This window comes from Paraburkholderia sp. SIMBA_030 (assembly GCF_046535245.1).
In the GTDB taxonomy this organism is placed as follows: Bacteria; Pseudomonadota; Gammaproteobacteria; order Burkholderiales; family Burkholderiaceae; genus Paraburkholderia.
Genome location: NZ_JAWRXB010000009.1, coordinates 114,992 through 137,127, shown reverse-complemented (window position 1 = coordinate 137,127; position 22,136 = coordinate 114,992). Strand labels below are relative to the sequence as shown.

16 protein-coding genes and 1 pseudogene are annotated in these 22,136 nt (G+C 63.0%); 11 read left to right on the top strand and 6 right to left on the bottom strand.

Annotation, left to right across the window (positions count from 1 at the left end; genetic code table 11):
• Nucleotides 1–56 precede the first annotated feature (56 nt).
• The gene (locus tag SB772_RS17240) at nt 57–1,493 is read left to right on the top strand and encodes an aldehyde dehydrogenase family protein (RefSeq protein WP_410834438.1); all 1,437 of its coding nucleotides are present in this window, start codon (nt 57–59) and stop codon (nt 1,491–1,493) included.
• Nucleotides 1,494–1,978: 485 nt separating this feature from the next.
• The gene (locus SB772_RS17235; protein WP_410834437.1) at nt 1,979–3,442 is read left to right on the top strand and encodes a DEAD/DEAH box helicase; all 1,464 of its coding nucleotides are present in this window, start codon (nt 1,979–1,981) and stop codon (nt 3,440–3,442) included.
• 323 nt (nt 3,443–3,765) lie between these two features.
• On the opposite strand, the gene gluQRS is transcribed toward SB772_RS17235, so the two are convergent.
• Both gluQRS and SB772_RS17225 read right to left on the bottom strand, forming a co-directional pair.
• The gene (gluQRS, locus tag SB772_RS17230; RefSeq protein ID WP_410834436.1) at nt 3,766–4,647 is read right to left on the bottom strand and encodes a tRNA glutamyl-Q(34) synthetase GluQRS; all 882 of its coding nucleotides are present in this window, start codon (nt 4,645–4,647) and stop codon (nt 3,766–3,768) included.
• A 37-nt stretch (nt 4,648–4,684) separates the two neighbouring features.
• Complete coding sequence (locus tag SB772_RS17225; RefSeq protein WP_410834435.1) at nt 4,685–5,548, bottom strand: sulfurtransferase; 864 nt, start codon at nt 5,546–5,548, stop codon at nt 4,685–4,687.
• Nucleotides 5,549–5,917: 369 nt separating this feature from the next.
• On the opposite strand from SB772_RS17225, the gene dnaE reads away from it, so the two are divergent.
• Complete coding sequence (gene dnaE / locus SB772_RS17220; protein ID WP_410834434.1) at nt 5,918–9,493, top strand: DNA polymerase III subunit alpha; 3,576 nt, start codon at nt 5,918–5,920, stop codon at nt 9,491–9,493.
• Here the strand turns inward: dnaE and SB772_RS17215 are convergent.
• Entirely contained in the window at nt 9,487–10,269 is a 783-nt protein-coding gene (locus SB772_RS17215) for a glycosyltransferase family 2 protein (protein ID WP_410834433.1), read from the bottom strand. The genes dnaE and SB772_RS17215 overlap by 7 nt on opposite strands.
• A 258-nt stretch (nt 10,270–10,527) precedes the next feature.
• On the opposite strand from SB772_RS17215, the gene msbA reads away from it, so the two are divergent.
• The 5 genes from msbA to SB772_RS17190 all read left to right on the top strand — a co-directional run bounded on the left by msbA (nt 10,528) and on the right by SB772_RS17190 (nt 17,585).
• Nucleotides 10,528–12,324, top strand: coding sequence for a lipid A export permease/ATP-binding protein MsbA (msbA, locus tag SB772_RS17210; RefSeq protein WP_410834432.1), 1,797 nt, complete (start codon nt 10,528–10,530; stop codon nt 12,322–12,324).
• A gap of 113 nt (nt 12,325–12,437) precedes the next feature.
• Nucleotides 12,438–13,514, top strand: coding sequence for a glycosyltransferase family 4 protein (locus SB772_RS17205; protein ID WP_410834431.1), 1,077 nt, complete (start codon nt 12,438–12,440; stop codon nt 13,512–13,514).
• 344 nt (nt 13,515–13,858) lie between these two features.
• Nucleotides 13,859–14,986, top strand: a complete 1,128-nt coding sequence (locus SB772_RS17200) for a glycosyltransferase family 9 protein (RefSeq protein ID WP_410834430.1) — start codon at nt 13,859–13,861, stop codon at nt 14,984–14,986.
• Nucleotides 14,986–16,332 carry an O-antigen ligase family protein gene (locus SB772_RS17195; protein WP_410834429.1) on the top strand — a complete coding sequence of 449 codons (1,347 nt, stop codon included), beginning with the start codon at nt 14,986–14,988 and terminating at the stop codon, nt 16,330–16,332. The genes SB772_RS17200 and SB772_RS17195 overlap by 1 nt, the downstream gene beginning before the upstream one ends.
• Complete coding sequence (locus SB772_RS17190; RefSeq protein ID WP_410834586.1) at nt 16,329–17,585, top strand: glycosyltransferase; 1,257 nt, start codon at nt 16,329–16,331, stop codon at nt 17,583–17,585. The genes SB772_RS17195 and SB772_RS17190 overlap by 4 nt, the downstream gene beginning before the upstream one ends.
• Nucleotides 17,586–17,599: 14 nt before the next feature.
• On the opposite strand, the gene SB772_RS17185 is transcribed toward SB772_RS17190, so the two are convergent.
• Complete coding sequence (locus tag SB772_RS17185) at nt 17,600–17,920, bottom strand: hypothetical protein (RefSeq protein ID WP_410834428.1); 321 nt, start codon at nt 17,918–17,920, stop codon at nt 17,600–17,602.
• A 396-nt stretch (nt 17,921–18,316) separates the two neighbouring features.
• Between SB772_RS17185 and SB772_RS17180 the strand changes: the two genes are divergently transcribed.
• The 3 genes from SB772_RS17180 to SB772_RS17170 all read left to right on the top strand — a co-directional run bounded on the left by SB772_RS17180 (nt 18,317) and on the right by SB772_RS17170 (nt 21,108).
• Nucleotides 18,317–19,240 (top strand): recombination-associated protein RdgC, encoded by a 924-nt coding sequence (locus tag SB772_RS17180; protein ID WP_410834427.1) that lies wholly within the window; start codon nt 18,317–18,319, stop codon nt 19,238–19,240.
• Between the two features lie 636 nt (nt 19,241–19,876).
• Complete coding sequence (locus SB772_RS17175) at nt 19,877–20,203, top strand: transglutaminase N-terminal domain-containing protein (RefSeq protein ID WP_410834426.1); 327 nt, start codon at nt 19,877–19,879, stop codon at nt 20,201–20,203.
• Nucleotides 20,204–20,304: 101 nt separating this feature from the next.
• Nucleotides 20,305–21,108 carry a transglutaminase-like domain-containing protein gene (locus tag SB772_RS17170; protein ID WP_410834585.1) on the top strand — a complete coding sequence of 268 codons (804 nt, stop codon included), beginning with the start codon at nt 20,305–20,307 and terminating at the stop codon, nt 21,106–21,108.
• Between the two features lie 228 nt (nt 21,109–21,336).
• On the opposite strand, the pseudogene SB772_RS17165 reads toward SB772_RS17170, so the two are convergent.
• Both SB772_RS17165 and SB772_RS17160 read right to left on the bottom strand, forming a co-directional pair.
• Nucleotides 21,337–21,556: pseudogene (locus tag SB772_RS17165) on the bottom strand (MFS transporter); the annotation flags it as partial.
• A gap of 75 nt (nt 21,557–21,631) precedes the next feature.
• Nucleotides 21,632–22,105: a VOC family protein gene (locus tag SB772_RS17160; RefSeq protein WP_410834425.1), complete on the bottom strand. Its 474-nt coding sequence runs from the start codon at nt 22,103–22,105 to the stop codon at nt 21,632–21,634.
• Between the last annotated feature and the right edge of the window lie 31 nt (nt 22,106–22,136).

Here is a 22,136-nt window from a genome sequence, read left to right as displayed (position 1 = left end):
GCATAGGCATTGGGCTGCGTTGCCGTTGTCAGGCATCGGATCAAGGAGAACCCGTCATGTTGCAAAAGACTTACCCGTATTACCTCGCGAACCAAGCGGTGGCCGCCAACACCGATCTCGAAGTCACCGACAAATTCAGCGGCGAAGTGGCGACCCGCGTCGCGATGGCGGACGCGGCCGCCATCGACAAAGCGATCGGCTACGCCGTCGACGCGATGCCCGCGTTGCGCGTGTTTGCGCCGTTCAAGCGCCAGGCCGTGCTGGAGCACTGCGTGAAGCGCTTTCGCGAGCGTTACGACGAACTGGCGCTCGCGCTCTGTATCGAAGCCGGCAAGCCGATTAACGACTCGAAGGGTGAAGTCACGCGGCTGATCGACACGTTCAAGGTGGCGGCGGAAGAGTCGGTGCGCATCGACGGCGAGATCGTCAATCTGGAGATTTCGCCGCGCGCGAAAGGCTATCACGGCTATGTGAAGCGCGTGCCGATCGGCCCGTGCTCGTTCATCTCGCCGTTCAATTTTCCGTTGAATCTGACCGCGCATAAGGTCGCGCCGGCGATCGCGGCGGGCGTGCCGTTCGTGCTGAAACCCGCGAGCCGCACGCCGGTCGGCGCGCTGATCATGGGCGAGATTCTGGCGGAAACCGACTTGCCGAAGGGCGCGTTCTCGATCCTGCCCGCGCATCGGGACGGTGCCGATCTATTCACCACCGACGAGCGTTTCAAGCTGCTGTCGTTCACCGGTTCGCCGGCGGTCGGCTGGGAGCTGAAGAAGAAGGCCGGCAAGAAGAAGGTGATTCTGGAGCTGGGCGGTAACGCGGCGGCGATCGTCGACGGCGATCAGGGCGGCAAGCTCGATTACGTGGTCGACCGGCTCGCGTTCGGCGCGTTCTATCAGTCGGGGCAGAGTTGCATCGGCGTGCAGCGGATTCTGGTGCATGCAAAGGTCTACGATGCGCTGCGCGACAAGCTGATCGCGAAGACGAAATCGCTGGTGATGGGCGATCCCAGGGACGAGAAGACCTTCGTCGGGCCGATGATCTCGGAGTCGGAGTCGAGGCGCCTCGCCGGCTGGATGGAGAGCGCGGTCGCGGCGGGCGCGAAAATCGTCGCGGGCGGCAAGGTCGAGGGCGCGATGTTCGAGGCGACGCTGCTCGAAGACGTGGAGCGCGGTACCGATCTGTATCGCAAGGAAGCCTTCGGGCCGGTGGCGATACTGGAGCGTTTCGACGATTTCGACGCGGCGCTGGCCACCGTCAACGACAGCGACTTCGGCCTGCAAGCCGGCGTATTCACCGATTCGCTCGCCCATGCGCATCGCGCCTGGGACGTGCTCGAAGTGGGCGGCGTGGTGATCAATGACGTGCCGTCGTTCCGGGTCGACAATATGCCGTACGGCGGCGTGAAGGACTCCGGGCTGGGGCGCGAGGGCGTGCGCTACGCGATCGAGGATATGACCGAGATGCGTTTGATGGTGATGCGCGAGACGTGGTGACGGATGGTTCGGCGGCGCGGCGGTGAGGTTGTCTTTGCCGCCGTTCGGACTTTCGGCGCGGTGCGTCTTATCCGCGCGCCGGCGTCCGGGTCCGAGCCAGTTCCCGACGTCTGGCGGTAGGGCCGGGAAGAACCCGCTGTCATGCAACTGTCGCGCGCGCCAACTACGCTGCCAGCGAGGCGCCGCCGTGCCCGGTGGCGGATCTGCCAAAGCCTGCACGGGCGGCCCGTTGACCAGGGCGCTCGGCTGGCTTTCGCAAGCGCAAGCAGAAAGCCGGCAGACGCGCCATGAGTGTTTTTGCTGAAGTGCTACAATACCGGCCTTTCCGGCGGGTGTTTCCGCCGGCCGGAGCCGGCCGCATTTGTTTCCCGCAATACTGACGGGTCCCGTGCGGAACGCCGTGGCTCCGCCTTCATCCTGATGCCCTCTGCGGTTCCGACCGCTGCCGCGCGCACGCGCCAAGCGCATTTTTAGCGAAAGCCACCATGTCCGACACAGCCGTCACGCCCAGTACTGCGACTTTTGATCAATTCGGCCTCGCGCCCGACATCCTGAAAGCCGTCAAAGAATCGGGCTACACCACGCCAACGCCGATTCAGGCGCAGGCGATTCCCGTCGTGCTGGCCGGACGTGACGTGATGGGCGCCGCGCAAACCGGCACCGGCAAGACCGCGAGCTTCTCGCTGCCGATCATCCAGCGCTTGCTGCCGCAGGCCAGCACGAGTGCGTCGCCCGCGCGCCATCCGGTGCGCGCGTTGATCCTCACGCCGACCCGCGAACTGGCCGACCAGGTCGCCGCGAATGTGCAGGCGTATGCCAGGCATACGGCGCTGCGCAGTGCCGTGGTGTTCGGCGGCGTCGATATGAATCCGCAATCCGAGCAACTGCGCCGCGGCGTCGAAATTCTGATTGCCACGCCGGGCCGTCTGCTCGATCACGTGCAACAGAAAACCGCCAACCTCGGCCAGGTGCAGATCCTCGTGCTCGACGAAGCCGACCGGATGCTCGACATGGGCTTTTTGCCCGACTTGCAGCGCATCCTGAACCTGCTGCCGAAAGAGCGTCAGACGCTGCTGTTTTCGGCCACGTTCTCGGGCGAAATCAAGAAGCTGGCGGCCACGTATCTGCGCGACCCGCAGACGATCGAAGTCGCGCGCAGCAATTCGACTGCGACTAACGTAACGCAGATCGTTTTTGAAGTCGCCGAGGGCGACAAGACCGGCGCGGTCGTTCAGTTGATTCGTGAGCGCGGCCTCAAGCAGGTGATCGTGTTCTGTAACAGCAAGATTGGCGCGAGCCGTCTGGCGCGCAGTCTGGAACGCGATGGGGTTATCGCGACTGCAATTCACGGTGACCGGACGCAGAATGAGCGGATGCAGGCTCTGGATGCGTTCAAGCGTGGTGAGATCGAGGCTTTGGTTGCTACCGATGTGGCGGCGCGTGGGCTGGATATTGTCGAGCTGCCTGCTGTTATCAATTTCGATCTGCCGTTCAATGCGGAAGACTATGTGCATCGGATTGGGCGCACTGGGCGTGCTGGGGCTTCCGGCGATGCTTTGTCGCTGTGCAGCCCGAATGAGCGCAAGCAGCTTGCTGATATCGAGAAGCTGATCAAGCGGCCTTTGGATGTGCAACGGTTGACCGTCGATGCGCCGGTGCGGCATCACCACGAAGAGCGCGCGCCACGGCGGGAAGCTCGCGAAGGGCGGGATGAACGGCCGGGGCGTCGGCGTTCCGGGTCCGGCTCTTCGGGTTCGTTCGATCGGCCGCATCATCATCGCGCTCAGCCTGTGGATGATTTTTTCCTCAAGCCGTATGAGCCGTCGCCTTCTTCCATTCGGAAAGTAGAGGATGCCGGTTCGGCTGCGGCACCGCAGAAGTCTTCTTCCAAGCAGCCGTTGGCTGCACTGTTGGGTGGGTTTGGGATGCCTAGGAAGTCTTCTTCCTGATCCTGTTTTTTGCTCTTTGGTTTTTGGCCTTTCCTTGTTTTCTTTGTGGTTTATTAGCGTTGCCCCTGTGCGGGGCGGCACCTACTTTTCTTTGCCGGCCGCAAAGAAAAGTAGGCAAAAGAAAGCGGCTCAAACCGCTAGCTCCTAAGCGGGTCCCCTGGCTTTGAGGGGATAGTGGAGCATCTGGAGTCGGTGTTCTCGCACACTCCGCGCTGGTGACAAGGCAGTCATACTTCCGTCGGCGCTACGCGCGCCGTAGCGGTACTTCTAATGCCGCTGGTCGTTTCGATCCACCTGTTTCTGCGTACGCTTCGCTCGCCGACTCAGTGCTCGCCCATTCGCTGCGCCCATGCCGACGTCGCGGCAGAATAAAAGCCTTCTAGTGTCGCGTGCTCGGCGCTTCCCAACTCAAGTCCCAGATGTCGCGCGGCTGCGCTTAACGATTCGAGTGGTTTGTCCACGTCCAGCGCGGTTGCGCCGTTTTGCTTGCTGAGCTTTTCACCCTGGTCGTTCGTGACCACCGGTACGTGCAAATACTTCGGTGTCGATACGCCGAGGCAGCGTTGCAAGTAAATCTGCCGCGCCGTCGAATCCATCAGATCCGCGCCTCGCACAATGTGCGTGATGCCCGCGTCCGCGTCGTCGACTACCACCGCCAGTTGATAGGCCCACTGGTCGTCCGCTCGCTTTAATACAAAATCACCGACCTCGGTGGCCAGGTTCTGTGTCTGCGCGCCCTGCCAACGGTCTTCGAATGTGATCACCGCAGCGTCGCCGTCCGGCACGCGCAAACGCCATGCGCGCGCCGGTTTGCCGTGCAGGCCATCACGGCATGTGCCAGGGTAGGCGAGCGTGGTGTTGCGCGCGTGCGCATGCAACAACGAATCGACAATCTCCTTGCGCGTGCAGCCGCACGGATAGATCAAGCCGATAGCCTTCAATTGCTCCAGTGCTTGCTGATAGCGCGCGATGCGCTGGCTTTGCCAGACCGGCGGCTCGTCGGCGTACATGCCGAAGCGCTCAAGCGTCGCGAGAATACCCTCAGCGGCACCCGGGACCGTGCGCGGGCCGTCGATGTCTTCGATGCGCACGAGCCATGCGCCGTCGTGCGCACGCGCGTCCAGCCAGCTTGCCAACGCGCTCGCCAGCGAACCGAAATGCAGCGGCCCCGTGGGCGATGGCGCGAAGCGTCCGCGATAGTTCATGGGTTTCGCCGCGCTTGCGCGAAAGCGATTGTTCTCATCACGCCGCGCGCGCTGCCTCGCCGTCCGGATGGCATGCCGGACACGTCTTGCCCGCCACATACAGCGGCGATTGCTGCGCTTCCACTGTCACCACCGCGCGGCAGCCGAAGCATTGCGCGGTCGCGGTCGGTTCCAGTTGCGGATTGAGCGCGGTGCGATAGTCGAACACGAAGCAGTCGCCGTGGTAATGCGCGCCGCCCACTTCCTCAAAATACTTCAGGATGCCGCCTTCGAGCTGATAGACGTTCTCGATGCCGACTTCCTTCATATGGATCGCGGCCTTTTCGCAGCGAATCCCGCCGGTGCAGAACGACACCACCGTCTTGCCTTCGAGATCGGCACGGTTTTGCTCGATCACGTCAGGAAACTCGCTGAACTTCGTAATGCGGTAGTCGAGCGCGTCGTCGAACGTGCCGACGTCCACTTCGAACGCGTTGCGGGTGTCGAGCATCACGACCGGCCGGCCTGCGTCGTCGTGGCCGCGGTCGAGCCAGGTTCTCAGCGTGGGCGCGTCGACGAACGGTGCGCGGCCGAGTTCCGGCCGGATCGCCGGCTTCTTCATTGTGATGATCTCGCGCTTGAGCTTCACCAGCATGCGGCGAAACGGCTGCTTTTCCGAGAGGCTTTCCTTGAAGTGCAGATTCGCGAACTTGCCTTCGAACAGCGGGTCGTGGCGGATGTAGTCGATAAACGCATCCGCGGCGTCGCGCGTGCCGGCGACGAACAGATTGATGCCTTCAGGCGCCAGCAGAATGGTGCCGCGCAAGCCGAGCGCGTCGCAGCGTTCGGTGACGAACGGGCGCCATTCGGCTGTGTTTTCGATAGTCGCGAAATGATACGCGGCGAGATTGACGATGCTCATGTTTGTCCAGCGATAAAAGACGGCCAGAGGTGGCCGACGGCGGGCCGGCGGCGCGAACACGGGGCGCATTGAGCCGCGGTGTGGCGCGGCCACGTCGAAAAGGGCGAAACCCGTATTATCTCTCAAGCCGGCGCTTCGACCGATTCAGCCGAATGGCCAGCATATTGCGGCAGCGCAAATCGTGCACGAACTTGAGCCGGGTTTGCCTCGATTTGCCCTTTCGGACGCTCGAAGCATACTGCGTGCGCCTGCTGCTCAAACCGTTTGCTGTCCGCCGCGCGCCGGTGCGCGGTGCTCGCGCGTTTCGCTCTTGGGCCAAACGGCCAACGCGCGGGTTGGGCCTGAAAACTCCAGTAGGGTGGAGTTACAATGTCGCCCATGTCAGATCCTCGCTTCGTTCATCTCCGCGTCCACTCCGAATTCTCGATTGCCGACGGCATCGTGCGCCTTGACGACATCGTCGCGGCGGCGGCCAAAGACGGTCAGGGCGCGCTCGCCCTTACCGATCTCGGCAACGCGTTCGGCCTCGTTCGTTTCTACAAGGAAGCCCGTGGCAAAGGGGTCAAACCCATTGCCGGCTGCGACGTCTGGATCACCAATCCGGACGACCGCGACAAGCCTTCGCGCCTGCTGCTGCTGGTCAAAGACCGGCGCGGCTATCTGAATCTGTGCGAACTGCTCAGCAAGGCATCGCTCACCAACCAGTATCGGGGGCGTGCGGAAGTCGAAGCCGGCTGGCTCGAATCCGGTCTGGGTGAAGGCCTGCTCGCGCTGTCCGGCGCACAGCAGGGCGATGTCGGTCTCGCGCTGGCGGCCGGTAACCCGGAAGCGGCGAAGCGCCATGCCCAACACTGGGCGAAGGTGTTCCCGAACGGCTTTTATATCGAGTTGCAACGGTGTGCCCAGCCGGGCGGCGAGCAGTACGTGCAGCAGGCGGTCGCGCTTGCGGCGTCGCTGAAATTGCCGGTGGTGGCCACACACCCGATGCAGTTCATGACGCCGGACGATTTCACCGCGCACGAAGCGCGCGTGTGTATTTCCGAAGGCGACATTCTGGCGAATCCGCGCCGCTCGAAGCGCTTCACGGCCGAGCAGTATTTCCGCACGCAAGAAGAGATGACTGCGTTGTTCGCGGACATTCCGTCTGCGCTCGCCAATACCGTCGAAATCGCCAAGCGCTGCAACCTGACGCTCGAACTCGGCAAGCCGAAGCTGCCGCTGTTCCCGACACCCGACGGCATGTCGCTCGACGACTACCTCGTGCATCTGTCGAAAGAGGGCCTGGAAAAGCGTCTCGAACAGTTGTATCCGGTCGAGGCGGAGCGCGATGCGCAGCGTGAAACGTACTACAAGCGCCTCGAATTCGAGTGCGGCACGATCATCAAGATGGGCTTTCCGGGCTACTTCCTGATCGTTGCGGACTTCATCAACTGGGCGAAGAACAACGGCGTGCCGGTCGGTCCGGGCCGGGGTTCGGGCGCGGGTTCGCTGGTTGCGTATGCGCTCGGCGTGACCGACCTCGATCCGCTGCGCTACAACCTGCTGTTCGAACGATTCCTGAATCCGGAGCGGGTCTCGATGCCCGACTTCGACATCGACTTCTGCCAGCACGGCCGCGACCGCGTCATTCAGTACGTGAAGGACAAGTACGGCGCGGATGCGGTCTCGCAGATCGCGACCTTCGGCACGATGGCGGCGAAGGCGGCGGTGCGCGACATCGGCCGCGTGCTCGATCTCGGCTACATGTTCACGGACGGTATCGCGAAGCTGATTCCGTTCAAGCCGGGCAAGCACGTCACCATTGCCGACGCGATGAAGGAAGAGCCGCTGCTGCAGGAGCGCTTCGACAACGAAGACGAAGTGCACCAGTTGCTCGAACTCGCACAGCGCGTGGAAGGCTTGACGCGTAACGTCGGCATGCACGCCGGCGGCGTGTTGATCGCGCCAGGCAAGCTGACGGATTTCTGCCCGCTCTATACGCAAGGCGACGAAAGCGGTGTCGTGAGCCAGTACGACAAGGACGACGTCGAAGCTGTCGGCCTCGTGAAATTCGACTTTCTGGGTCTGACCACGCTGACGATTCTCGACTGGGCCGAGCGCTATATCCGCCGCCTCGATCCGTCGAAGCAGGACTGGTCGCTAGCACAAGTGCCGCTCGACGATCCGGCGTCGTTCTCGATCCTGAAGAAAGCGAATACGGTCGCCGTGTTCCAGCTGGAAAGCCGAGGCATGCAAGGCATGCTGAAAGACGCGCAGCCTGACCGCTTCGAGGACATCATCGCGCTGGTGGCGTTGTACCGTCCTGGCCCGATGGACCTGATCCCGAGCTTCTGTGCGCGTAAGCACGGCCGCGAAACGGTCGAGTATCCCGATCCGCGCGTCGAGCCGATCCTGAAAGAGACCTACGGCATCATGGTCTATCAGGAGCAGGTGATGCAGATGGCGCAGATCATCGGCGGCTACTCGCTCGGTGGCGCCGACTTGCTGCGCCGTGCGATGGGTAAGAAAAAGGCCGAGGAAATGGCCGAGCACCGCGCGTTGTTCCGCGAAGGTGCGGCAAAGAACGGCCTGACTGCCGAGAAAGCCGACGAAATCTTCGACTTGATGGAGAAGTTCGCGGGCTACGGCTTCAACAAGTCGCACGCGGCCGCCTATGCGTTGCTCGCGTACTTCACGGCATGGCTGAAGGCGCACCATCCGGCCGAATTCATGGCGGCGAATATGTCGCTCGCCATGGACGACACGGACAAGGTCAAGATCCTGTTCGAAGACTGCATCACGAACGGGATGAAGGTGCTGCCGCCGGACGTCAACCAGTCGGCGTACCGTTTCGAGCCGGTCGCGGAAGCGGACGGCAAACGCTCGAAAACGATCCGTTACGGTCTCGGCGCGATCAAGGGCAGCGGCCAGAACGCGATCGAAGAAATCCTGCGCGCACGCGAAGAGGGTCCGTTCATCGATATCTTCGATTTTTGCAATCGCATCGATCGCCGGGTCGTCAATCGCCGGACGGTGGAAGCATTGATTCGCGCCGGCGCGTTCGATTCGCTGCATGCGAATCGCGCGCAGCTGATCGCGTCGGTGTCGCTGGCAATGGAGGCTGCCGAGCAGGCGAGCGCCAATGCCATGCAGGCGGGTCTGTTCGACATGGGCGACGCGCCGTCGCAAGGTCATGAACTGATCGACGAGCCGGAATGGCCGGAAAAGAAGAAGTTGCAGGAAGAGAAGGCCGCGCTCGGCTTCTACCTGTCGGGCCATCTGTTCGATGCATACAAGAACGAAGTGCGCCGTTTCGTGCGCCAGAAGATCGGCGATCTGAAGGAAGGGCGCGACAAGCTGGTGGCGGGCGTGATCGCGTCGCTGCGCACGCAGATGACCCAACGCGGCAAGATGCTGATCGCGCTGCTCGACGACGGCACCGGCCAATGCGAAGTGACCGTTTTCAACGAGACCTTCGAAGCGCACAAGCAGCTGTTCAAGGAAGATGAATTGCTGGTGGTGCAGGGTCAGGCGCGTAATGACGCATTCACCGGCGGCATCCGCTTCACCGTCGATACGGTGATGGACCTCGGCCGTGCGCGTTGCCGTTACGCGGAAGCCGTCAAGGTGCAGATGAACGGCAACGCGGACGCATCGGCGTTGCGGCGTGTGCTCGAAGCGCATAGCGCGGGCAAGGACGAGCCGCAAGCCGCCGCGGCGCCGGCCGCGTCAGCGCGCGGCGGCGGTGGCGGCGGTGGCCGAAGCGGCGGCTATGGCGGCGACAATGGCCGTCAACGTCAGGCTGTACAGATCCCGAACGGGCTCGCCGTGCAGGTGGTCTATCGCAGCGAGAATGCGCAAGGGGAAATGCGTCTGGGCGACGCGTGGCGCGTGAAGCCTACCGACGAACTGCTGGCCGCATTGCGCGGCGAATTCGCGGGAAGTTCGATCGAAATCGTTTATTGATGTCGCGCGGGCGGGGTTGCCCGCGACCTTTCCTCCAATCGCGCCAGCTTCAAAAACCGGTAGTACACCGTTTCCGCATTGAATACTGCGATCATGAACCCGGCACGGCCGTCGAGAAACCCGAGCCGCAGCACGTAAGTTCGTACGAACGCCCACAGGCCGCGACCCACGGCCTTGCCGAAGCTGCCGCGCTTGCCTGCCGCATGACGCTGCTGCGCACCTGCCGTCGAATACGTGTCGAGCTTGCGTAATACGCCCTCGAAGTCTTCGTACGAGTAGTGCATCAGCTTGCCGGTCAGGCGCTGCGCCGGCGTGCCGAACACCAGGCGTTCGTGCACGAGATCGTCGGAAAAGCGCGCCGCGCCACGCTTGAACAGACGCGGGATCCAGTCCGGATACCAGCCGCTGTGGTGAATCCAGTGGCCGCAAAAGCTCGACAGGCGATCCACCGCGTAGACCTCGGCGGTGGGCGCGGCAAGTGCCGCGCGAATGGCCGCGGCGAGTTCCGGTGAGACGATTTCGTCGGCGTCGATGGATAGCACCCAGGTGGTGGTTAGTTGATCGAGCGCGCGGTTTTTTTGCGGGCCGAAGCCGGGCCAGTCGGTCTGTTCGAGGACCCGGGCGCCGTGTGCGCGGGCGATTTCGGCGGTGCCGTCGGTGCTGCCGCCGTCGATCACGACGATCTGATCGGCGAAGGCCACGGCTTGCAGGCATTCGGCCAGCCGAGCCGCCGCGTTTTTGGTGATGATGGCGACGCCGAGGGTGGTTTCTTGCATACCTGAAGTGCGTGGACAGTGCGGAGTGACGGAATGGGTCGCGCAAGTATACACAGCGCACGCGGCGGGGCGCGGACGCGCCCGGCCTCTGTCAGCGGCTCTCTGTCGGTAGCCCTCCGCCCGCGGCCCGCACCATCCGGCCAATTCATCAGCACCGGTCACGCGATCCCCAACCGTTTACAATGCCGTATTTGACTTTCCGCGCGGCAGGCATTCCGTCCGATGCACGGATGCCGTCCCGCATTCCCAGAGGATTCCTTGAGCGCGAAGCCAACGTTAAGCAAACCCATCGGTTCTTCAGGTGAAGCGTCGTCGCCCGTTGTCGTGATGCGGCGCTTGTGGCCGTATCTCAAGCCGTTGCTGTGGGTGTTGATCGGCGCGATCGTCGCGATGGCCGTGAGCGCCAGCACCGACGCGGCGATTCCCGCGCTGCTCAAGCCGCTTCTGGACAAGGGCTTCGGCGCGCATGCCAGCGACAACGCCAAGTGGTTCGTGCCGGTCGCCGTGATCGGCCTCGCGCTGATTCGCGGGGTGTCGCAATACGCGTCCGGCTATCTGCTTGCCTACGTGTCGAACAAGATCCTGCTCGAACTCCGTCTGAAGATGTTCGAGCGCATGATCCACTCGAGCGTGGCGTTTTTCCAGCGCGAAACCGCGAGCACGGTGATCAACGCGATCGTCTTCGAAGTGAACCAGATTCTCAACGTGCTGTTGAGCGTGCTGGTCACGCTGGTGCGCGATTCGCTGACCGTGGTGTTCCTGCTCGGCTATCTGTTCTTTCTGAACTGGCGTCTGACGCTGATCGTCGCCGTGCTGCTGCCGGGGATCGGCTGGCTGGTCGGCAAGATCAACCGCCGTCTGCGGCGCCTGAACCGCGAGCACCAAATGCTGACCAATGAGCTGTCGTACATCGTCGAAGAGACGGTGGGCGGTTACAAGGTGGTCAAGGTGCACAACGGTGAGCAGTACGAGATGGACCGCTTCAAGTTGATGAGCCGGCGTCTGCGCGGCTACTCGATGCGCATGACCGTCTCCGGCGGCCTCGCGCAGCCGTTGACGCAATTTCTCGCATCGATCGCGCTCGCGGTGGTGATTACGATCGCGGTGGTGCAGTCGTCGTCGGATCAGACCACCGTCGGCGGCTTTGTCGCATTCGTCACGTCGATGCTGCTGATCATCTCGCCGCTGAAGCACCTGATGGACGTGAACCAGCCGCTGCAACGCGGCATGACGGCGGCCGAGCTGATTTTCGGGCTGATCGACGAGCCGTCCGAACCCGCCGGCGGCGGCAAGCCGCTCGATCGCGCTTCGGGCGAAGTCGAGTTCCGCGACGTGTCCTTCACCTACGGTAGCAACGCCACGCATAAACGCCATACGCTCGACCACGTGTCGTTCAAGGTGGCGCCGGGCGAAATGGTCGCGCTGGCCGGTCCGTCCGGCAGCGGCAAGACCACGCTGGTGAATCTGCTGCCGCGCTTTTTCGATCCGACCGGCGGCGCGATTCTGGTCGACGGCGTCGCACTGCCGGAATACGGCCTGCACGCGCTGCGCAGCCAGATCGCGATGGTGAGCCAGGATGTGGTGCTGTTCAACGACACGGTGGCGAACAATGTCGCGTACGGCGAGGCGGCCGATCCGGAAAAGGTCAAAGCGGCGCTGCGCGCGGCCAACCTGTGGGATACCGTCGAGGCCATGCCGAGCGGCATCGATACGCTGATCGGCGACAACGGCATGATGCTGTCGGGCGGGCAACGGCAGCGTCTGGCGATCGCCCGCGCGATCTACAAGAACGCGCCGATCCTGATCCTCGACGAAGCGACCTCCGCGCTCGACTCCGAATCCGAGCGCCACGTGCAGTCCGCGCTGGAAACGCTGATGAAGGGCCGCACGACGCTCGTCATCGCGCACCGTCTATCGACGATCGAGCGTGCCGACCGGATTCTGGTGATGGACGCCGGGCGGATCGTCGAGCGCGGCAGCCATCGTGAACTGCTGACGCAAAACGGGCTGTATGCGCATTTGCATCGCATCCAGTTTCAGCAGGACGCAGCGTGAAGCGCACGACACGTCAATCGGCCATTCGGGTCTCCATTCACGCGGTCCGCTAGCCCGGATCGCGCATGACTTACCCCTCAACATTTGACGAGGCGCGGGCGCGCGCTGTCTGAATGAAGAAACTTGGACTCTCCAGTAACGCCCTCCAGCACAGTGGCGGCCTCGAGCGCTATGCCATGGATCTGGTGCGCGGCCTCGCCGCGCTCGGCGTCGAGCCGGCCTTCTTCGCGCGTCGCTTCGACGCGTCGTTGCCGGAATGCAGGATGGTCGAGCCGCACCGCATCAACGTCTCGTTTCTGCCGGGCAAGCTGCGCGACCGCTGGTTTTCGTGGCGCTTGCGCGCGGCGCGGCGCGCGGCGCATGTCGACGTGCTGATCGGCTGCAACCGCGTCGACTCGTCCGAGATGGCGATCTGCGGCGGCACGCATCTCGGGTTTTTGCGGGCGACGGGGCGCGTGCAGAAGCGTTCGGATCGCTGGCAGATTGCGCTCGAGCGCCGCCAATACGAGCGCTCGAAGGTCGTGGTCGCGCATTCGCAGCTGATGCACGACGAGCTGCGCGAACTGTATGGTGTCGACGAGGCGAAGATCCGTGTGTTGTATCCCCCCGTGGACGGCACGCGCTTCGCACCGACCGACGCCGCGACGCGCGCCGCCTTGCGTCGCAAGTATGGTTTCGCCGACGAAGAGATCGTCCTGCTATTTCCGTCGAGCAGCCATGAGCGCAAGGGTTTGCCGCTCATCGAAGCCGCGCTGCGCGACACGGCGCTGCCCGTGGTGGTGGCCGTCGCCGGTCGCCCGCCCGCGCGCACTTCTGAGCGGCTGCGTTATATCGGCTATGTGAAAGAGCTAGCGGAGTGTTACCAGGCCGCGGACTTCACGATCCTCGCATCGACATACGAGCCGTTCGGGCTGGTCGGCATCGAGTCGGTGATGTGCGGCACACCGGTCATTTTCCCGTCGAGCATTGGTTGCTGCGATGCGATCGCCCTGCACGCGAAATTCGTTTTCGCGGCGGACGACCTGGCCGGTCTGCGCGCGACCCTCGAACGGGCGGTGCATGAGCATCGGCACGGCACGCGTCGCGCGCCGCCGGAACTGGCCCGCGACGCGGTGCTTTATGACGCCAGCGTGGCCGCTCACGTGAACGCGCTGCTGACGCTGGCGAGGCAGATCGACGCCGCGCGTTAGGACTGCCACGCCCCTGTAGCAGAAGGGACGGGCGGGCCGCCTGGCGCGGTTTCGCGTCGTTCGTCGATAGGGCCACATGTTATAATTTTTCACAATCGACGCTCGAACTCAATTCGAGCCGAACACCCACTTATTTCATCGAGCTTTCCATGCCGGCCTGGACAGGCGGCGGGCAAGAGGCGCCGTGTCCAGAGCCGCGCCGGCCCGCTGTGACGGGGCCGTAGCCGCTGCACTGGAGGCCTTCGGGAAGAATACCGCTGGAGATTGTGCATGGCGAACGCGACCTCGCGCCGGGTATCGGCGTACAGCAAGATCGCGTTGGGAACCAACGCGCCGATGAGCCTATGAGTCGGCTTGTCGGGCGTCTTCGTATTTTTGCGCGGGCCATGCCGCGGCTGCTGATCAAGCCATTGCGACGCGAGCCGCAGAACCCGCGCCGTATCCTGATTGCGCACCATCTATTGCTGGGCGATACGCTGCTGCTCACGCCGCTGCTTGCCAAGCTGCGCGCGCAATATCCCCAGGCGCAGATCGTTCTTGCCTGTCCGAAGGCGATCGTGCCGCTGTATGCCGGCCGGCCTTTCGACGTCACTGCCTTGCCGTTCGATCCGCGTGATTCGAAGGCGGTGCGAGACGTTTTGCTTTCCGGACCTTACGACCTGGGCATGGTCCTCGGCGACAATCGTCATAGCTGGCTCGCGTTGGGCGCGGGCTGCCGCTGGATCGTCGGACACGCTGGCGATCGACCGGCCTGGAAGAACTGGCCGCTCAACCGGAGCGTGCCGTATCCCGCCATGCCGGCGGCCTGGGCCGACCTCGCCACGGAACTGGTCGACGGGCCGCCGCCGCGCGCCTATCAGCCCACCGACTGGGCTGCGCCGCAACACGCGGCGCTACCCGAGCCGTCGCTACTGGCGAAGCCTTACGTCGTGCTGCATCCGGGCGCGAGCTCCAGCGTCAAACGCTGGCCCGACGCGCGTTGGCGCGAGCTCGCGCAATGCGTCGAGGCACTCGGCTATCTGCCGGTATGGACTGGCGGCCCGGGCGAAGCGGAACTGATTCGCACGATCGACCCGGATCCTCGTCATCCGAACCTGGCGGCGCGGCTCGGTCTGGGCGAGTTATGGCATCTGTTTGCCGGCGCCCAGGCCGTGGTTTGTCCCGATACCGGCGTAGCACATCTGGGACGTCTGATTGGGGTGCCGACGGTCGCGTTGTTCGGGCCCGGCAACGCGATGATTCACGGCGCGGGCCGCTACTGGCGCGAGGTGCCGTTCGTGCCGGTTACGATCGCCGATATGCCGTGCCGCGATCAGCCTTTTATTTTCCGCCGCGAGGTAGCGTGGGTACGGCGCTGTGATCGCAACGAGACGACCTGCGTCGCGTGGCGCGGCGACCATGCCGACTGTATGGGCCGGCTGTCGGTCGAGTCGGTATATAACGCATTGCAAAATGTTCTGGTGAAAGTTTAATGACTCACATGGCTACGCGAGTGGAACGCGTGTTCTGGATTGCCTGTCCGGTCATTCTGTTCGTGGTGATGTTCGGCCACATGACGGCGATCGTCTTCAATGCGCTCGCCCTGACGGCGCTCGGCGTACTGGCGGCGGCCTGCTCGCCGAACCGGCCTTCGCTATGGCACTGGCCGCTGGTGCTGCCCATCGCGGGCTGGGCCGGCTGGAGCCTTGTTTCAGTCGCGTGGTCCATGTATCCAATGGTCAGCGTGCACGCGTGGTGCGACGAGGTGCTCTATCCGCTGGTGTCGTTCTGGGGCTTCTGGCTGTTCGGCACCCAACTGCGGCGGCCTGAGCCCGTGGTGTTCGTCAACTGGGTCGCCTGCGTCGCGCTTGCCGCGATCAGCGCGCTCAACTGGGGGCATCTGCAACCGCCCACCGCCAATACCTTTCCGCTGCATTTCTATAACCGCGTCGGCCACACCAGCACGCTCGCGTTATTTTCCATGCCGCTCTTCGCGGGTTTCGTGCTGCGGCCGCGTTGGCGTGCAATTGGCGCAAGCGGCATCGCGCTGTGCCTCTTCATCGGACTCGCGACGCTCAACCGGTTTTTCTGGCCGGCCGCCGCCGCGACGCTTCTGGTTGCGCTGTTCCCGCTGTACCGGCGCCACCTGCTGCTGGCATTGCTGGTTATTGCGGTGGTGGGCGCGGCCGGCGTCGGCACACTCGAGTTCAGTGCCCGTCTGCGGACGGCCGGCGCCGTGCCCCTTCCCACACAGGCGCGTGATGTTGGGATCGACGGTCATCAGGTCTACGTGCCGGGCTCGCTGTCCGCGATCGGCGACACGGTATCGGCCGACACGCGTCCGAAATTATGGGAGTTTTATATCGGCGAAGCCGAGCGCCATGCGTGGGTTGGGGTGGGCTTCGGCAAGCCGCTGCCGGGTATCGTCTATCGCAGCGAAATGCCGCCCAGTTTGCTGGTGGTCGAACCGCAAGCGCTGACGCACGCGCACAACCTGTTCATCAATACGTGGTTGCAGACGGGATTCATCGGGGTCGCGCTGCAGACCGTGCTGTTGCTGTGCCTCGTCGCGCGTTTCTGGCGGATGCGGCGGGTCGAGCCCTGGCTGTGCGCCGCGGGCGTGGCGCTGGTGGCCGGCATGATCGCGAAAAATACCACCGATGATTTCATGTGGCAGACCACCATGCTCGCGTTTTGGGCTTTTGCCGGCCTGCTGCTGGGTTGCGCGGAGCAAGCCGGTGCTTCACGCGAGCTGTCGCACGAGACCGCACGTGGACAATCCACCGTGGCGCGCAGTGAGCAGCGGCGCGAAGCGCCGACGGCAAAGTTGGGCGAATAACCAAGGTGACGAACGCGAATCCTCACTCTACTGAAGCTGACCGCGCCCCGCTGCGCATTCTGTTTCATATCAACGATTTCGGCAAAGGCGGCACCGAAACCGCGCTGCTGTCCTGGCTGAAGACGCTCGACCGGCGGCTGTTCGCGCCGAGCCTGTCGGTGGCGTATCCGACTGACGACCTGTCGTTCTGGCGCGCGCAGTCGATTCCCGATGACGTTCCCGTCCATGTTCTTGCCTCGTCGAAATGGATGTACGCGCTTCATCAGGCGGCGCGCCGCCGCAAGCTGGGCGTCGGCGCGAAGTTGTTGCACAAGCTATTGACCTATGGCGCCATCAGGCCGCTGGCGGCGCTGCGTATGCAGCGGCTCGCGAAGCAGCACGATTTGATCTGCGATTTCGATTTTTCGCTGCGCCATGTCGCGGGCAGTTGCAATGTGCCCTGGTTCGGCGTCAGTCATTTCAGTTTGGCGGCGCGGCTCGGCAGCAAGAGCGAGCGCTACGTCGCCCGGCGCGTGAAGCATTATTCGCGTTACTCGGCGATTGCCGTGCTGACCCCTGCCATGCTGCGCGAGGCGCAAGCACTCTTTTCGGCAACCGGCCTGGACATTGTCGAATTGCCGAATGTGATTGACGTCGACGACCTGCGACGTGCGGCGTGCGCGGAGATCGAACGTCCAGCGGAGTCGTTCATCGTTTCGGTCGCGCGTCTGGACGAAGGTCAGAAGGATCACAAGACGCTGCTGCGAGCCTACGCTCAGGTATGCGGGCGCGGCCGCTGCGAGGCGGCGCTCGTCCTGATCGGCGAGGGGCGGGACCGACGCGAACTGGAGCAACTCGCCGACGATCTGGAAATAGGCGCATCGGTGCATTTTCTGGGCTTCTGCGCCAATCCGCCGCCCTATATCCGGCAGGCGGAATTGCTCGTGTTGAGCAGCCGCTACGAGGGTTTCGGCATGGTGCTTGGCGAGGCCATGGCGCTCGGCACAGCGGTGCTGTCAGCGGATTGCCCGACCGGTCCAAGGGACTTACTGGAAGGCGGCAATGCCGGCCTGCTCGTGCCGCCGGGCGACGTGGACGCGATGGCGCTCGCAATCGAGCACCTGCTGACCGACACCGATCTACGCCGGCGTCTGGTGCAAGCGGCACTGCAAAAAGTCGAGACGTTCACGCCCGCGAACGCTAACCGGCGGATGCTGGACCTGGCATTGCGCATTTCGAAGCAGGACTCGCCGGGCGTGCAAACACCTCGCTGAACCGCAAGCGAAATTCACGCGCCGCCGGTCACCAGCGGTAACACCGTAAGATCAGGATGCGTGCCTTCCACGATGCTGCGTCCCACGTGTATTCCTTCATAGAGCGCTTCGTCCTCGCCGGCGAAGCTCTCCTCGCCGTCAGCGTGAAACGGCACCGCATGGCCGGGAATGGCCGGATCCGCGCCCGGATGGCAAACATAGCCGATATACGTGTAGCGTTGGTTCGCCGCGGTCGGCGTGTGCCCTTCGCTAGGCGGGTTTTTCAGGAAAGGCGCCACGTGAATTTCGAAACCCTCGTATTCCACCATCTGCCAGGGTGCAGTTTCATCGGCCATGGCCGCCTCCGTCTATGTCGCGTGCCTTTCAAAAAGTCTAGATGATTTGGACGCAAAGCGCGCCCAAGACCGATGCGGCTAAACCACTACGCCACTATGGCTTGATCGCGCCGGGCTGTTTCAGCAGCGTCGGATTGTCTTCAAGGTGCCAGTTCGACGATGCGACCGTCCTTCGACATGACCGCACCAGAGAAGTTGATTTGACGAGGCGCATTCTCCGGCTAACGGCAGTGCTTGATAATCGATCTGTCCGTTAAGGGATTTTAAGATTTTATTTGAAAATGACGCTTGCAGTGGCGCCGCTTCGGCGCGGAGCGTGCGGGGCCGCGCCCGACCGCGCCATCCTGGCCGCGTCATATAGAATGATGCGCTTTGCCCGTACAAAAGACCCTGCCCATGTGGTTCAAAAACCTTCAGCTGCACCGTCTTCCCGCTCCGTGGTCCGTTACCCCTGAACAAATGGAGAAGTGGCTCGCGCCGCACGCGTTCGCGCCCGGCAATAGCGTCGAGATGCAAAGCCACGGCTGGGCGTCGCCGCGCGACAACGACTCGCTCGTCTATTCGCTGAACCGCCAGATGTTGCTGGTGTTTCGCGCGGAAAAGAAACTGCTGCCCGCGTCGGTCGTCACGCAGGTGACCAAGGCGCGCGCGGCCGAACTCGAAGAGCAGCAGGGCTTCAAACCCGGCCGCAAGCAGATGCGCGAACTCAAGGAGCAGGTCACCGACGAACTGCTGCCGCGCGCGTTCAGCATTCGCCGCGACACGCGCGTGTGGATCGATACCGTGAACGGCTGGCTCGTGATCGACGCGGCGTCGCAAGCAGTTGCCGACGAGGTGCGCGGCCTGCTGGTCAAATCGATCGATCAACTGCCGCTCGGCACGGTGCGCGTCACGCAATCCCCGGTCGCGGCGATGACCGGATGGCTGCTCTCCGGCGAGGGCCCCGCAGGCTTCACGCTCGACCAGGACACCGAACTGCGCTCGGCCGCGGAAGGTAATGCGACCGTGCGTTATGTCGGTCATGCATTGGATGCCGAAGACATGCGCCGTCATATCGAAGCCGGCAAGCAATGCATGCGGCTCGCGATGACGTGGAACGATCGCGTGTCGTTCGTGCTGACACCTTCGTTGACGATCAAACGCATCGCGCCGCTCGACGTCCTCAAGGAAGCGAGCGATCCCACCGCACAAAACGACGACGAGCGCTTCGACTCCGACGTCACGCTGATGACCGCCGAACTCGACCGCATGCTGACCGATCTGCTCGAGGTACTGGGCGGCGAACAGGGCGAGGCGATGCCGCAAGCCGCGGCTGCCTGAGTCGAGTCCGCAAAGCGCGGGAACCTTGCAGAGCCTTGCGACGTTGCGCGACGAGCAAACGCCAAACCGCAGACCAATCCCACGCCGCCGCAAGCGTGCCGAAGCATGGTGGGCGCGCTTCGAAGGCGCATCGTCACGAGCGTCACGAGTTCGTTTGAAGTGCGTCCGAAGCGTTCGTCGGCACGGCCAGACAGCGTCGGCGCGGGAATGACGTGGACGTGATGCCGTACGTGACGCGACACGAGGCTGCGGCGGGGCGTGCACAACTTAGGCCTCACGGTGGAAAAGGCAAGCACATCAATGGCTTGCAGGGTTTGCCAGATAGTTATGCACAGATTTGCGAACATTTTCTGTGGACAAGTCCATGCCCGGTGATTTCTCACGGCGCAGCCGCGAAGGCAGAGAAACCACGGAAAGCCCAACACCGTAGGCACGACGACGATACCGCTGCCAAACGAGTGCTTTCAACCAATATGGCAGGTGTATGCTGAACCCGGACCACGCCGAACTTTGGCCGTGACTCATTCAGGATCAAACCGTGCCAAATGCTGAGCGCCTGCTACGGCAGCGGTTTCGCGAGCGTGAACGTGAACGTGATGGCCAGGACGAACCCAGTCGCATCCATCGGCCTGTCAAATGACCGAAGCAAAGCGGATTGAACCGCAGCGTTTCACGGTGCGTCACATCAGCGCCTACCGCTACTCGGAACCCGTGCGTTTCGGCGAACACCGGATGATGTTCCGACCGCGCGCCAGCCGCGACTTGCGCGTCGTCACGAACCAGTTGGTGATCACGCCGACGCCGTCGCGGCTGCACTGGCTGCACGACGTGTTCGACAACTCGGTGGCGGTGGCGAGTTTCGAAGGCAGGGCGAGCGAGTTGCGTTTCGACAGCGAGGCAACGCTCGAACACGTCGAAACGCCGTTGCCCGATTATGCGCTCGGACCTTACGTGGTGAATTGAGAGTATCAATCGGTATCAATCGAACGTGTTAGCTGGGAGCGTTAACTGAGGTGGTTAACCAGGCGCGTCAACTGAACGTTTCAACTGGAAGGAGCGCCGCGATGAAATTGCGTGTTGGCTACGAGCTGGTCTATGAGTGCGTGCAACCTACGCCGATGATGTTGATGTTGAACACGCACTATTCGCATGCGCAGGATGTGCTGAGTCCGGATTTGCTGACGATCGAACCGTCGGTGCCGATCACCCAGTACCGCGACGGTTTCGGCAATCTGTGCAGCCGGATCGTCGCGCCGCAGGGGACGATTGCGCTATCGACGAGCGCTGTTCTCGAGGTGTCGTCCGAGCCGGAAATACGGCCGCCGTTCACGGAGCAGCATCCGGTGGAGGCATTGCCTGACGATACGCTGGTGTTTTTGCTGGGCAGCCGCTACTGCGAGACTGATTTGCTATCCGAGTTCGCCTGGCAGACCTTCGGCAAGATGCCGCTGGGGCGTGTGCGGGTGGATGCGATTTGCAATTATGTGCATCGGCATATCGTGTTTGGCTACGATTTTGCGCGGCCGACCAAGACCGCGTGGCAGGCATGGCACGAGAGAAAGGGCGTGTGCCGGGATTTCGCGCATCTGGCGGTGGCCTTGTGCCGGGCGATGAATATACCGGCGCGGTATTGCACGGGGTATATCAGCGATGTGGGGACGCCGCCGCCGTATGCGGCGATGGATTTTGCTGCGTGGTTCGAGGCTTATGTTGGCGGGTGTTGGCAGACTTTCGACCCACGGAATAATGTGCCCCGGACGGGGCGGGTTTTGATGGCGCGCGGGCGTGATGCGGCTGATGTGGCTATTAGTAATGCTTTTGGGGCTACGCAGTTGGTGAAGTTTGGTGTTGTATGTGAACCTGTTTAGGTTTTTGCGCGTAGCGCCTGGAAGACCAGGCCAAGGCCCACGCCGCAGGCACAACAAACCGTAGCGCCTCATGTGGCTAACGTCGTTACGATTCCCCGAGTGCCAGCGCGCGCTTGCGCTGCCATAGTGCCGCGCCGATCGACACCGCTGCGCCGATGCCGCCCATCGCCAGCGACAGCACGACGATCAGCCAGCCGGTTTGCGCCCGTCCTGAGAACACGCCGACTAGCAAACCGGCGAGCCTGAGCGGCGAGATACGGTCGCACAGCGCACCGAAGAACGGAAACACCAGATAGCGCGGCAGCGTTTCGATAAAGAACGCGACACCGGACCACGAGACCTTGTGCGTCGTCTGGAACACGACGAGTGGCACGAGGAACAGCAGAATCTGATCGGCGAGACGCGCGACAAACAGCGAGCAGAAGAAAGCCTGATGGTTGACGCGCACCGTTCATGTCCCACCGATCATTGTCCGAGACCGATCCTATCAAGGATCATGGTCTTGCGGCCCGGCGCGAGCCTCTTATCCTCCGCGATAAGCCTGTTCGAGCAAGGCGATGTCGAGCTTGACCATTTTCATCATCGCCTCCATCACGCGCTTCGCTTTGGCGGCATCCGGATCCCGCAGCATCTGGCCCAACACATCGGGCACGATTTGCCAGCAGACACCGAACTTGTCCTGAATCCAGCCGCATTGCCGCGGCGTGCCGCCGTCGGAGAGTTTCGACCAATAGCCGTCGATCTCTTTCTGCGAGCCGCAGTGCACGAATAGCGAAATGGCCGGCGTGAAGGTGAAGCCCGGGCCGCCGTTCAAAGCCATGAACTCCTGGCCTTCGAGCTCGAACGTGACGGCCAGCACGCTGCCTTTCGGTCCGGGGCCGGCGTCCGAGTGATGCATCGTGGTGGCGATGCGCGAATTGCCAAACACCGAGGTGTAGAAGCGGGCGGCTTCTTCCGCTTTACCATCGAACCACAGGCATGGCGCAATCTTTTGCATACGATCTCCTCCTCGTGAAGGATGGAAGGCA